Annotated in this window: 12 protein-coding genes; 5 read left to right on the forward strand and 7 right to left on the reverse strand. The window is 70.5% G+C overall.

Annotated elements, in window-relative coordinates:
• Nucleotides 1–79 precede the first annotated feature (79 nt).
• Nucleotides 80–631, forward strand: coding sequence for a hypothetical protein (locus D7Y11_RS22260; RefSeq protein ID WP_126934710.1), 552 nt, complete (start codon nt 80–82; stop codon nt 629–631).
• Nucleotides 632–662: 31 nt separating this feature from the next.
• Here D7Y11_RS22260 and D7Y11_RS22265 read toward each other — a convergent pair whose 3' ends face one another.
• From D7Y11_RS22265 to D7Y11_RS22280, 4 genes are all read right to left on the reverse strand, one after another.
• A complete protein-coding gene (locus D7Y11_RS22265) occupies nt 663–2,228 on the reverse strand; it encodes a beta-ketoacyl synthase N-terminal-like domain-containing protein (protein ID WP_121754644.1) in 1,566 nt (521 codons plus the stop codon).
• Nucleotides 2,229–2,257: 29 nt separating this feature from the next.
• Nucleotides 2,258–3,733, reverse strand: coding sequence for a hypothetical protein (locus D7Y11_RS22270; protein ID WP_126934711.1), 1,476 nt, complete (start codon nt 3,731–3,733; stop codon nt 2,258–2,260).
• A gap of 82 nt (nt 3,734–3,815) precedes the next feature.
• Nucleotides 3,816–4,523 carry a hypothetical protein gene (locus tag D7Y11_RS22275; RefSeq protein ID WP_120577536.1) on the reverse strand — a complete coding sequence of 236 codons (708 nt, stop codon included), beginning with the start codon at nt 4,521–4,523 and terminating at the stop codon, nt 3,816–3,818.
• A 27-nt stretch (nt 4,524–4,550) separates the two neighbouring features.
• Entirely contained in the window at nt 4,551–4,847 is a 297-nt protein-coding gene (locus D7Y11_RS22280; RefSeq protein WP_120596237.1) for a molecular chaperone DnaJ, read from the reverse strand.
• Nucleotides 4,848–4,903: 56 nt separating this feature from the next.
• Here D7Y11_RS22280 and D7Y11_RS22285 point away from each other — a divergent pair, with 56 nt between their 5' ends.
• The 3 genes from D7Y11_RS22285 to D7Y11_RS22295 all read left to right on the forward strand — a co-directional run bounded on the left by D7Y11_RS22285 (nt 4,904) and on the right by D7Y11_RS22295 (nt 8,358).
• Nucleotides 4,904–5,662, forward strand: coding sequence for a DUF4159 domain-containing protein (locus tag D7Y11_RS22285; protein WP_126934712.1), 759 nt, complete (start codon nt 4,904–4,906; stop codon nt 5,660–5,662).
• A gap of 28 nt (nt 5,663–5,690) precedes the next feature.
• Nucleotides 5,691–7,970, forward strand: a complete 2,280-nt coding sequence (locus D7Y11_RS22290) for a glutamine amidotransferase (RefSeq protein WP_120577533.1) — start codon at nt 5,691–5,693, stop codon at nt 7,968–7,970.
• Nucleotides 7,971–8,061: 91 nt separating this feature from the next.
• Nucleotides 8,062–8,358 carry a hypothetical protein gene (locus tag D7Y11_RS22295; RefSeq protein WP_120577532.1) on the forward strand — a complete coding sequence of 99 codons (297 nt, stop codon included), beginning with the start codon at nt 8,062–8,064 and terminating at the stop codon, nt 8,356–8,358.
• Nucleotides 8,359–8,386: 28 nt separating this feature from the next.
• Here D7Y11_RS22295 and D7Y11_RS22300 read toward each other — a convergent pair whose 3' ends face one another.
• From D7Y11_RS22300 to D7Y11_RS22310, 3 genes are all read right to left on the reverse strand, one after another.
• Nucleotides 8,387–8,944, reverse strand: a complete 558-nt coding sequence (locus D7Y11_RS22300) for a superoxide dismutase family protein (protein ID WP_126934713.1) — start codon at nt 8,942–8,944, stop codon at nt 8,387–8,389.
• Between the two features lie 111 nt (nt 8,945–9,055).
• Nucleotides 9,056–10,633, reverse strand: a complete 1,578-nt coding sequence (locus D7Y11_RS22305) for an N-6 DNA methylase (RefSeq protein WP_126934714.1) — start codon at nt 10,631–10,633, stop codon at nt 9,056–9,058.
• 21 nt (nt 10,634–10,654) lie between these two features.
• Nucleotides 10,655–11,509, reverse strand: a complete 855-nt coding sequence (locus D7Y11_RS22310) for an ion transporter (RefSeq protein ID WP_126934715.1) — start codon at nt 11,507–11,509, stop codon at nt 10,655–10,657.
• Nucleotides 11,510–11,650: 141 nt separating this feature from the next.
• Here D7Y11_RS22310 and D7Y11_RS22315 point away from each other — a divergent pair, with 141 nt between their 5' ends.
• Complete coding sequence (locus D7Y11_RS22315; protein ID WP_126934716.1) at nt 11,651–12,415, forward strand: hypothetical protein; 765 nt, start codon at nt 11,651–11,653, stop codon at nt 12,413–12,415.
• The last annotated feature ends 34 nt before the right edge of the window (nt 12,416–12,449 follow it).

The raw sequence follows: 12,449 nt of genomic DNA on the forward strand, positions 1-12,449 counted from the left end.
GTGGGGGCACGGGGCGCGGAGGGGCCGCGCTAGGATGGCGGCCTTCACCCCACTGCTTCCCGTCCGGGAGGTCGTCCCCATGCGCCACCTGCTTCGCGCGGTCCTGACTGCGTCCGTCGTCATCGTCACCGGTTGTGCCAGCCACCAGCGCGACAACTACGTCCGCGACCGCGCGGCCACCGTCGCCTACGAGCAGCCGCTCGCGCAGCTGTGGCCGGAGGTGAAGGCCATCATGGACGAGCGCGGCTATTCGTGGCGCGAACTGCCCAACCAGTTCGTGCTGGAGACGGAGTGGCTGGACTCCGGCGGCGGCACGTTGGGGCCCACGTCCTCCACGCGCTACCTCATCGAAGGGGTCACCCTGGCGGATGGCCGGGCCGTGCTGCGCGCGCTGCGCTCCGACCGCGTGCAGCAGTCCGTGGGCGTCAGCTATGCCACCGACAAGGGCACCGGCAACCCGGCCACCGGCGGCCTGGCGGACCCCAACGGCGTGGGCCGAAGCACCAGCGGCCTTGCCCCGGAGCAGAAGGCCAGCTACCGCGACCTGGACCTGGAGCTGGAGTTCTTCCGCAAGCTCAACCCGAAGGGAGCCACGGCCCTGGAGGCCGAAGCGTCCGCGAAGTACCCGTAGGCCCTTCGCGGAACCGCTACGCCCCCCCGGCCTACTTCCAGGGCCGGGAGATGACGCAGGCGTTGATGCCGCCCACTCCCATGGAGAGCTTGCCCGAGCACCCCTCGGGCGCCGCCTCTCCCTGATTGAAGACGAAGCGGCCGTGCACCTTGGCGATCTGCTTGTTGAGCTCCGGGGCGGCCAGCGGCGTGGGGTACACCTTGCCGGCCTCCGCGCCCAGGTACTGCGCGGTGAGCTCCCAGCCGCCGCCCGCGGACATGCCGTGGCCGAAGGTGCCCTTGCGCGCGGTAATCAGCACGGACTCCGGCAGCACGTCGCGCAGGGTCTGCACCTCCAGGAAGTCGCCCGGGGTGGCGGTGGCGTGCAGGTCCCAGCTGCCCACGTCCTGCGGCTGACAGCCGGCGGCGCCCAGCGCCTCGCGGATGGCCAGCGTGGGGCCTTCCTTGGACGGGGTGATGATGTGGTCGGCGTCCGCGGTGACGCCCACGGCGACGGGCTCCAGGCCCAGCGCCTTGAAGCCCTTCTGGGTGAAGTGCTCGTAGTCGCCCACCACCCACACCACCGCGCCTCCGGCGATGTGCGTGCCGCGCAGCGCGGTGAGGGGCTTGGACACGGCGGCGTCCGCGGAGATGACGCGCGCGTTGTAGAAGCCGCCCACCACCAGCGGGTTGGGCGCCGCGTCCGTCATGCCCAGCACCACGGCCTTGGCTTCACCCAGGCGGATGGAGTTCATGGCCAGCTTCAGGCCGTAGCCGAAGGACGAGCACGCGGCCACCGGCGCGAACGTCATGCCGGTGATCTGCCCCAGCATGGACACCTGGGACGCGGGCGTGTTGTGGATGTTCCACAGCACGTTGGAGGACACGGCGTTCCACGGCGGCTCGGGCGCGCTCCACTTCTTCTGCAGGCGCCCGTTGCGCGTGCGCTTCTCCTTGATGACGGCCAGCTTGGCGGACTCCACGTCGCCCTCGTCGGGCACGCCAATGGCTTCAATCTCGCGCAGCTCCTCCAGGTACTCGCGCAGCTCCGGCGAGCGGCCGGCCCAGAAGTGCCACCAGTCGTCCTCCGCCTTGTCGCGCTCCACCTCTTCGATGGTGGAGGGCTCCGGAGGCAGGCCGGGCAGCGGCTCGCGCGTCTCACGCCACTGGCGAACGGCGCCGTTGCGCTCGGGGCTGGCCCAGAAGCGGTCCCACCGGCGCTGGGCGCGGTAGAGGTCCAGGGAGATGTTCTGGATGGTGGGCAGGTCGCCCAGGCCGGTGCCCACGTAGACGTGGGCCTTCGTGCCCAGCTCCTGGAGCTCCTTCTCGATGCCAGGGTTCTGCGACAGCGACTGGATGAAGGCGCCGATGGCGTACTGCGTGGGCTGCCCCATCTTCCGCTCCAACTGGGAGAAGCGGTTGGCGGGGAAGCGCGCGTCGATCCACGGCTTGTAGTCCGCCAGGTTGAACGTGGGCGTGCCGACGAGGAAGTTGTCCGGACCGAAGCCGTTGAAGGGGGTCAGCCAGGTCTCGGACGACTCGAGGTTCTTCGCGAAGGCCTCGATGTTGGGGGAACGCGGGGCGACCACGCCCCAGCCGAAGATTCCGACTCTGCGCACGGGTGTTTCCTCCGCCGCCCGGGGGAAGGCTACAGCGGCTGGATCTTGAGGTTGTCGAAGTGGACGCGCGTCTGCCAGCCGGAGAACCCGAAGTACTGGTTGCGGGGGCCGTAGAGCGGGGACGCGTCCTGGAGGGTCAGGAAGGGCTTGCCGTCCACTTCCCACGACAGGAGTCCGTCCCGCCGGGTGATTTTGAAGTGGTAGCGCTGGCCGGGCACCACCGCGGCGCCGTCGCGCACGGCGCGGTCGTTGGTGTGCTCGTGCTGGCGCGCGATGATGGACTGGGTGTTGCGCCAGCCGCCGAAGATGAAGACGTAGCCGGTGGCGGTGTACTGCAGGCGCGGGTCGCCCGCGTAGAAGGAGCGGCCGTCGCCCCACGCCTCGACCTTCATGTCGCCTTCCGGGCTGTCACCCCAGGCGTCGAACTCGATGACGGCGTTCTCCGGGAGGGGCTTCTTCAGCCACACCGGGCGGTTGCCCAGGGCCTGCACCACGAGCGCCCCGTCCTCGATCTTCGTGGCGGAGGGGTTGGTGACGTTCCACGCGTCGCCCAGGGTGTCGCGGTTGAAGTCGTCCTCGGAGGGGCCCGGGGGCAGGGTGGGCTCCTGCTTCGCCACCATGGTGGCGGGCATGGAGTCCGGCGTGCCGATGCGCAGGTTGTCGAAGAACAGCTGCGACTCCCAGCCGGACAGGCCCAGCCGGTCCTGCCCCTTGCCCTTCAGCGGGAACGGGTCGTCCAGCTCGCCCACGAGCTGGCCGTCAATGGCCCACTTGAGCACGTTGCCGCGCCGCTCGATGCGCCAGTGGTATGTGCGGCCGGACTGGATGGGGGCGCCCACGCGGGACTCCACGCGCACCCGGGTGTCCTTCTTGAAGACGCCGGTGGCGACGAGGTCCGCGCCCTGGCCGCCGCCCTTCTCCGCGACGCGCGCGGCCTTGCGCTGGAGCGCGTCCAGCGCGGGGGCGTTGATGTCCTTCCGGGCGATGACGGACAGGCTGTTGTTCCACCCGCCCTGCACCAGCACGTAGCCGGAGGCCGGGTCGCGGCCGTTGCCGAACAGCTCCACGCGGATGTCGCCGTCGGGGTACTCCGGGCGCACGTCGAACTCCACCGCCACGTCGTCCGGCAGCGCGGCCTGGAGCCACAGCGGGTTGTTCTTGGGCGCGGGGCCCAGCAGCTCCCCGTTCGTCACGCGCCAGTAGGCGCCGGTGGAGAAGAAGTCGCGCGCGACGACAGCGGGGTCGTTGAACGACTGCTGGTAGGGCACCGTCGCGGTGACGTCCGCCTGGCCCCGGATGAGCGCGTAGTGGATGAGCGGGAGCTGGATGAAGGCGACAGCGCTAGCGAGGATGGCCCACCCCTTGCGGCTCATGCCGGCGGGCTTGCGCCACCCCTCATGGGGCACGGCGGGCTGGGCGGCGTCCGGGGAAGACGGGACGGAGGCCGCCGGGGGCGACCCTTCCTGCTTCTGCGTGTCCTTGTCCTTGCGGCTGGCCTGGCCCATCGATGCTCGAGGAAGGGGAGGGGGAAAGCCGGCGGAATCTACGCCCCGGCCCCTCCGGCGTAAAGGATTGCCGGGACAGGGGCTACTTGACCCCCCAGCGCTTCTCGAGCGCCTGCTGCTCCGCCAGGCGCTGCTTCTGCTTCTGCCTCTCCGCCTTCTGTTGATCCGACTCCTCGGGCGAGGGGCGCACGGCGAGCTGGTAGACGCTGCCCGCCAGGGCGAAGAGGAGCGCGGCGATGATGACGCCCCAGGGGCGGCTGGCCACCGCCTCCACCACGCCGCCGAACTGGTGCAGCGCCGCGAGCGCGCCAATCACCAAAAGCCACGCGCCCACCACCGATGCGACGATGCCGCTCACCTGCCGGTGGAGGAAGGCGCCCACCAGACCGCCAATGATGAAGCCCGGCCCGAAGCCGAGCAGGAAGTCGCTGGGGCCGGCAATCTGGCCCGCCAGGAGCCCCAGCGGCACGCCCACGCCCACGAAGGTGACGGCGGGCGGGAAGAGGAATCCCAGCGCCATCAGCGCCGCGGCCACCAGGGTGGGCATGCGCGGATCCAGGTCGACCAGGTTCAGCCGCTGGGTGACGGCGCCCGTCCACACCAGTCCCAGCACCGCGCCCACCGGGCCCGCCACGGCGCGGAACAGCTTGCCGCCGCCCGCGAGCAGCAACACCAGCCCCACGAGCGCGACCACGACGCCCACCCACATGGGCAGGAGCCGGTAGATGCCCACCCAGCCGGAGGGGTTGAAGGTCTGGTACGACTTGAGCGCCTGGAGGAAACCTTCCATGGCGAGACATCCTAGCGACTGTGGCCGTCAGGAATAGCGGGTCAAGGCGAGCCCCAGCAGCACCGCCAGGATGACGGCGCCCAGGAGCGCGTAACCGTAGAGGGCGCGGGGCGTCTCCGTGGCGCGCAGCAGGTCTTCCGCGCGTTCGCGGTCTTCCGGAGAAGGGCTGCCCGCGAGGATGCGCTGTGCGTCCCGCCGGGCGCCGGCCACGTCACCCGCGTCCTTGCGGGCCCAGGCGGCGCGCACGTCTTCAGAGCCTGGGAGGGTGCCGGGAGCCTGGGGGCCGCCTCCGGGCTCCGGGGGCGTCTGTCCGCCTTTCGCCATGGGGCGCGTCTATACCAGGGAATGCAGGCACCCGCCGACGGTATAAGCAGGTCCCCATGCCTGTGCGGCCCCTCTCCCGTCGAAACCTCCTGCTCGCCACGTCCGCGCTCGTCCCGCTGCTGTCCCGGCGTGCGGCCGCCTTCGGTGAGAAGAGCCGCTTCATCCCCGCCGTGGCCCGGCACGGGGGCCGCTGGGACGGCCGGTTGTCGGGGCTGCGCCGCCTTGCGTGGGAGCTGCAGCGGCGCACGTCCGTGGAGGTGGTGCCGGACGCGCGCCCGTTCGCGCTGAGCAGCCCGGACCTCTTCGAGTACCCGTTCCTCTACTTCGGAGGGGACGGGGCCTTCCCGCCGCTCACCGACGCGGAGGTGTCCAACCTGCGCCGCTACCTGACGTACGGCGGCTTCGTGTTCGGGGACGCCAACGACGGCAGCGACGGGGACGGCTTCGACGCCAGCTTCCGCCGGGAGATGGCGCGCGTGCTGCCGCAGAGCCCGCTGAAGGAGGCGCCGAGCACGCACGTCGTCTTCAAGTCCTTCTTCCTGCTGGACGCAGCGCCGGGGCGCCTGCTGCACAAGCCGCTGCCGCTGGTGGCGAGCGTGGGCAAGCGCGCGGCGATCATCTACTCGCAGAACGACGTGGCGGGCGCGTGGAGCCGCAGCGAGTCCGGCGACTACGAGTTCGACGTGTCCCCCGGTGGCGAGCCGCAGCGCGAGCTGGCCATCCGCCTGGGCATCAACCTGTGCATGTACGCGCTCTGTCTGGACTACAAGGACGACGCGGTGCACCTGCCCCTCATCCTCAACAAGCGGCGCTGAAAGAGCGTTTCCTCGCGCGAACCCTCGAATGAACTCCCCGTCCTTCAACGCGTGGAAGCTCGTCAGCCTGTCGCCCCTGCCCGTCTGGGCGCTGGTGCTGCTGGGCGTGGGGTTGGTGCTGGGCATCGCGCTGGCGGCGTGGGGCGTGCGCCGCGAGCCGTCCCGGGGCCGCAAGCTGCTGTTGTGGGGCCTGCGCCTGGGCGCGGGCGTGGCGGCGTTCTTCTTCCTCCTGGAGCCCGGCATCCGTCACCTGCAGGTGGCGCGGATGAAGAACCGGGTGGCGGTGCTGGTGGACCGCTCGGCGTCCATGAACTTCCCGTCGGAGCCGGGCGGGCCCACGCGCAGCGCGCAGGTGGCGGCGTTCCTGGAGAAGGCGGCGCCCACGTTCGCGTCCTGGCAGGACCGCTTCACGGTGGAGGTGTACGGGGTGGACCCGGAGCTGGCGCCGGTGACGGCCGCGCAGCTGGCCCAGGAGCCCGCGCGGGCGGGCACGACGGACCTGCTCGCGGCGCTGCGGTCCGCGGCGTCCGGAGGGCAGGGGTCGCGCAAGCTGTCCGGTGTGCTGCTGTTCAGCGACGGCGCGGACAACACGGAATTGAAGGCCGGGGCGGTGGGCCGGGCGCGTGCGGCGCTCACGGACCTGGGCGTGCCGGTGTCCACGTTCCTGGTGGGCCAGGAGGCGCTGAAGGATTTGTCGGTGGAGGGGCTGAAGGTGGATGACTTCGCCTTCGTGCGCAACTCGCTGACGGTGGAGGTGGAGATCCACGGCCGCGGGTTCTCCGGGCAGGACATCCCCGTCGTCTTGAGCCAGGAGGGCAAGACGGTGGCGAGCAAGCTGGTGAAGATGACCACCGGCGACGACGTGAAGCCGGTGTCCTTCACCTTCACGCCGGACCAGACAGGGCGGTTCGTCTACACGGTGACGGTGCCCACGTTCCCGGATGAAGCGGTGAGCGACAACAACAGCCGCTCGTTCACGCTGAAGGTGATTCGCGACCGCGTGCGCGTGCTGCTGGTGGTGGGGCGGCCGTCGTGGGACGAGCGGTTCCTGCGCGGGCTGCTCAAGCAGGACGCGAACGTGGACCTGGTGTCGTTCTACATCCTGCGCACGCTGTCGGACGACACGGGCGTGTCGAACGAGCGGGAGCTGTCGCTCATCCCGTTCCCCATGGAGGAGATCTTCGACACGAAGCTGCACACGTTCGACGTCGTCATCTTCCAGAACTTCGGTTACTCGGACCCTTCGCTGTCCATCGCGGAGTACGAGCGCAACCTGGAGCGCTACATCCACGAGGGCGGCGCGTTCGTGATGATTGGCGGCGACAGCGTGCTGGGCGAAGGCCGCGCGTCGATGCCCACGCTGATGGAGGCGCTGCCGGTGGAGGCCGCGGGGCCCGCGAACGCGGAGCCGTTCAAGCCGCGCCTCACGCCGGAGGGCCTGCGGCATCCGGTGACGTCCATTGGCACGGGCGCGGCGAGCACGGAGGCCACGTGGGGCGAGCTGTTGCCCATTCCGGGCGCGAACCTGACGCGGGCGCGGCCGGGCGCGACGGTGCTGATGGACCACCCGTTCATGACGGTGGACGGGAAGAACGCGCCGCTCGTGTCGGTGTGGGACTACGGGCGGGGCCGGGCGATGGTGGTGGCGACGGACGCCACGTGGTCGTGGGCGTTCACGGCGCACCGGGATGGCTCACCGAACCGGGCGTATGACCGCTTCTGGGGCAATGCGCTGCGGTGGTTGGTGAGGGATCCGGACCTGACGACGCTGAAGGTGACGGCGGATCCGCCGTCGGTGGAGCCGGGGCGGCCGGTGGGCGTGGTGGTGCAGGCGCGGATGGCGGACTACCAGCCGGCGGACGGCGCGCAGGTGCGGGCGGAGCTGTTCTCCGTGGCGACGCAGAAGCCGGTGGCGGTGCAGACGGGCACGACGGGCGCGGACGGTGTGGTGCGGCTGGAGTTCGCGCCGCCGGCGCCGGGGCCGTACAAGCTGCTCGCGTCCGCGAAGAAGGGCGAGACGGACCTGGGCAAGGGCGAGGACGCGGTGGCGGTGCGCGCGGTGGGTCCGGAGCTGTCGGACGCGTCGGTGCGGCCGACGCTGATGGAGCAGATCGCCAGCGTCACGGAGGGCAAGGCGTACAAGCTGCCGCAGGACGGGATGCCGGACGTGCCGCTGTTGGATCCGCCGGTGGTGGAGGTGGGGCGCGCGAAGGACCAGCCGCTGTGGGACCGCTGGTACTACCTGGTGGCCCTCATCGCGCTCCTGGGCGCGGAGTGGTTCGCGCGGCGGCGGTTCGGGTACGTGTAGCCATGTCGGGCTTCGACTTCACGGTCCGTGACCGGTCCGGGCAGGTGAAGGTCCAGGCGGATGTCAGGGCGCAGCCGGGCACGACTCGCGAATGGGCCGAAGCGAGTTCTTCCTGCTGATCACGCTGGACAAGCTCTATGGCTGGGAGCCAGCCCTGGTGAAGGGGCGGGGCATGCCCACGTGGGTGCTCGATGCCACGAACATCCTGGCGCCCTACTACGAGCGCGTCGGAACCGGGCCCCAGGACATCCAGCCTCTGACGTTCGTCATGATGGTGTCGTGGAGGCTCGCTGAGCTGACCTCCGCCGAAGACAGCGCGCCTGCACTGGCCCGGACAGGGCTGCCTCGAGCCATGGCCCATGGCGAGGTGGCGCGGACCGAGGCCTGATGAACAGGCCTCGGCCGTGATGCGGTGACTACTCCGCCTTCTCCACCACGCCGCAGGCGATGCGGCCGCCGGCGTCGCCGGTCGGGTCGGTGTGGTAGTCGTCCAGCTTGGCGTGGACCATGACGGCGGAGCCGTCCTTGTCGAGCAGCGACTTCACCTTCAGGTCGGCGAGGAACACGTCGAACTGCACCTTGCCGTCCTGGGCGACGTAGAGGTTGGGCAGGTCACCGGCGTGCTGGCCCTTGGGCGACAGCGCGCCGTGCTGCTTCTTCGTCGGGTTGAAGTGGCCGCCCGCCGTCTTGAACTCCGGCGCCTCGCACTTGCCGGTCTCGTGGATGTGGAAGGCGTGCTCGCCCGCGGGCAGGTTCATCAGCGTGCCCCGCACCAGCACGCCCTTGGGCGCCTGCTCCATCGTCACTTCGCCCACGTCCTTGCCCTGGGCGTCCTTCAGCGTCGCCTTCACCGTCTCGCCCTTCTTGAGGGCAGGCTTCGCGCCCGCGTCCGCGGGGGCCGGCGTCCCGGCGTCCTGGGCCAGGGCGGGCGTGGAGAGGAGGGCGGCGGCAACCAGCAGGGAACGGATCATCATGTTTCGAAGACTCCAGGGATTGGGTTACCCAGCGGCGCTGGACACTACCCACCCGCCGCGTCCTTCGCAGGGGAATGTCCACCCCCGCATTCATCAGGTGATGGGGAGTCATCACTCCGGCAGCGGGCCGTCCAATGGCACCGGCACCACTCGGGACGCACCGAACGCGGGCGCCCACACGCGCTGCACCTGCGCCCCGTTCAGGAAGCGCATCACCGCGCGGAACGCCGCCTCCGGGCCACCCAGGCCTTCCGCCCAGGCGCTGCCCCGGGGCGACAGGTTCGGCACCAGCGGGCCCAGGGACTCGCGGGACCTGGCGCCCCGGGTGATGCCCAGGCCTTCGTCCCGGATCCGCTGAGGTACGTACAGCGGCGCGAACCGCGCGTGGCGGTGGTCGTGCACGCAGCCGGGCTCCTCCAGCAGCGCCGCGGACAGAGGCAACTCGCGCACGTTGAACAGGAGCTTCACCGCTTCCTCGTGCGGATCATACGGACCGCGCAGCCGGTGGTCCCCACGCGGAATCAGCCGCCGGTCCAGGTAGCAGAACGCCTTCGCTTCCGGAGGCAGCGCGCCCCGGTGCCTCGCGCCGCCGTAGCGGAAGAACGGGCGCACGTGGCTTGCGTCCACCTCCAGCTCGGGTCCCTGCTTCAGCGCGCGCAGCTTGGGCAACAGCGCGGGCTCCAGGCCGTGCTCCCGCGCGAAGTCCTCCAGCGTGTCCTGCGTCGCGGCGCAGAAGGCCCGGAGGCGCGCGAGCAGCCGCTCCCGGTCCGCGTCCACCAGCAGTTCGTCGAAGCGCGTCTTCACTCCGGGCAGGCTCACCGGGATGAGCGTGGTGAGCAGCTCGCCTCGCGCGCGCCAGTCCGCGTCCAGCGCGGCGGCCTCCTGTGCGATGGGGGAGAGCCGCCACTCGGGAGCCTCGGGCGTGAAGCACTGGCCCACGCCCTTGTGCTCGTAGTGGGGCGCGGAGGCGTCCGCGTTGGAGCGCGACGTCCAGACCGTGATGCACGTGCGCACCTGCGTGCCCGTGAAGATTCCCGGGCCCAGGTCCACCACCTCGCGCAGGTGGAGCGCTTGCAACAGCGCATGGCGCAGCGGCGCGTAGATGAACGACTCCAGCAGGCTCGCGGGCGTGATGAAGGCCAGCACTCCCGGCCGAGCCGTCAGCCGCTTCATGGCCACGAGGAGGAAGAACGCGAAGTCATCCCGGAGGCTCGTGCCCGGCGGCATCTCCAGCGGCACCAGGGCTCGCAGCCGCGCGTAGCAGGCCGCGTCCTTCAGCACCGCGGACGTGCCGTTGTAGGGCGGGTTGCCGACCCATAGCTCCGCGTGTCCCTCCGGCGTCTCCGCGAGCAGCGGCTCCAGCCCGCCCCGGAGCGCGTCCCCAACGCGCACGTCCGCACCCGGCACGCGGGCCTGACACAGACGGGCGACGCCAGCATCCAGCTCCAGACCGCACAGCCTCGCGTCCGGACGGTGCCGCGCGGCGGCGGCGAGGAAGGCCCCCGCGCCACAGGCGGGATCCACCACGGTGAGCGGCCCGTCCCCCAGGCGTGACAGCGCGAGCGCGAGCGTGCGCTCCACGATGGGCGCGGGCGTATAGAACGCGCCCACCGCCTTGCGGTTGATGTCGGGGAACTGGTGGACCAGCAGTTCCTCGTCCAGCTCGGGCGTGTCGATGGCGCGGGCCATGCCGGGCCATCCTAGACAGATTCACCCGGTGGTCTGCGAGGGGGCCCAGTCCAATGCCGTGCCGCAGCGTTTGCAAAAGCGCGCATCCACGTCATGACCCTGTGCGCCACAACCCGGACACGCCTGTGTATTCAGGGGCTGACGCGTAGCGGCGGCGAGCTCCACCGACACGATGCCCGTGGGCACCGCGATGATGCCGTAGCCCATCACCATCAGGATGGAAGCGAGGAACTGCCCCGTCACCGTCTTGGGCGTGATGTCCCCGAAGCCCACCGTCGTCATCGTCACGATGGCCCAGTACATGGAGCGGGGGATGCTGTCGAAGCCGTTCGCCTCGCCCTCCACCATGTACATGACCGCGCCCATGATGACGTCGATGCTCAAGACCGTGCCCAGGAAGACGATGATCTTCGGGCGGCTCGCGCGCAGCGCCGTGAGCAGCACCTCCGCCTGACCCAGCAGGTGCCCCAGCTTGAGGATGCGGAAGACTCGCAGCAGGCGCAGCACGCGGATGACCAGCAGCGTCTGCGCGCCCGGGAACAGCACGCTCAGGAACGACGGCAACAGCGCCATCAGGTCCACGATGCCGAAGAAGCTTCGCGCGTAGTGCAGCGGCTGGCGCACCGCGATGAGCCGCAGCGCGTACTCCAGCGCGAACAGCACCGTGAAGATCCACTCGGCCAGGTGCAGCGCGTGGGCATGCTCCGCGCGCACCTGCGAGACGCTCTCCAGCATCACCGCCGCAACGCTGAACACGATGGCCCACAGCAGGGCCACGTCGAACGCCTTTCCCGCCGGGGTGTCCGCTTCGAAGATGACCGTGTGCAGGCGGGCGCGAAAGCCGCTCGGGGGGCTCTGTTCGGAGGGACGGTCCACAGGCCGCGCAGCTTAGGCGCAATCCCGCTGGGAACGTTCAACAGCGTTCCTGTCTCCTGGACCGGCGGCTGCATTGCCAGGGCTGGTTCCCGTCCCGACGTTCCAGTCCGCCCTGTCCATGGCGCGGAGCGGCTCTGGCGCATGTTGCAAATCCTCAACGCCATCCCCGTGCGGCTGCTCGCCCTGATGGTGATGGGCCTGCTCTTCATATGCCTGGAGCTCGGCTACCGGCTCAGTCACCGGAGGCCGGAGCTCGGCGACGTGTCGGCGCTCCAGGCGTCGGTGCTCGGGCTGGTGGCGCTCCTGCTGGCCTTCTCCTTCTCCATGGCCGCGGACCGGTACTCGCTGCGCCGCGCCCTCGTGGTGAAGGAGGCGAACGCCATCGGCACGCTCTACCTGCGCCTCGGCTTTCTTCCCGAGCCCTCGCGCGGCGAGACGCGCGCCTGGCTGCGCCGCTACACCGACCTTCGCCTGGAGGGGCACGAAGTCGCGAATGAGCCGGCCGTCTTCGCGAAGCTGTTCCAGGAGTCGGAGTCGCTCCAGTCGGAGCTCTGGGCGCGGCTGGAGGCGCTAGCGCCCCGAGTGGAGGCCCCCGTGCTCATCCTCGTCACCCAGGCGATGAACGACGTGTTCGACATCGCCGAGGAGCGCCTGGCGGCGGCCCACAACCTCATCCCGACCTCCATCTTCGTCCTGCTGCTCGTCGGGATGCTCGGCTCCGGCGTGCTCCTGGGATACCGGCCGGAGGCGCGCGTGCGCGGGTTCCTCTCCTGGTTCCTGTTCGTGGTCATCCTGACCGCCGTGATGTTCACCCTCCTGGACCTGGACCTCCCCACGCGAGGACGCATCCGTGTGGACCAGGAGCCGCTGCGGTCGCTCCAGGAGCAGCTGCGCACCCATCCCTGACCCGCGTCCAGGCAATCGGCGGAGGGGGTCGTCC

It is taken from the genome of Corallococcus sp. AB018 (genome assembly GCF_003986945.1).
GTDB classification, from domain to species: Bacteria; Myxococcota; Myxococcia; order Myxococcales; family Myxococcaceae; genus Corallococcus; species Corallococcus exiguus.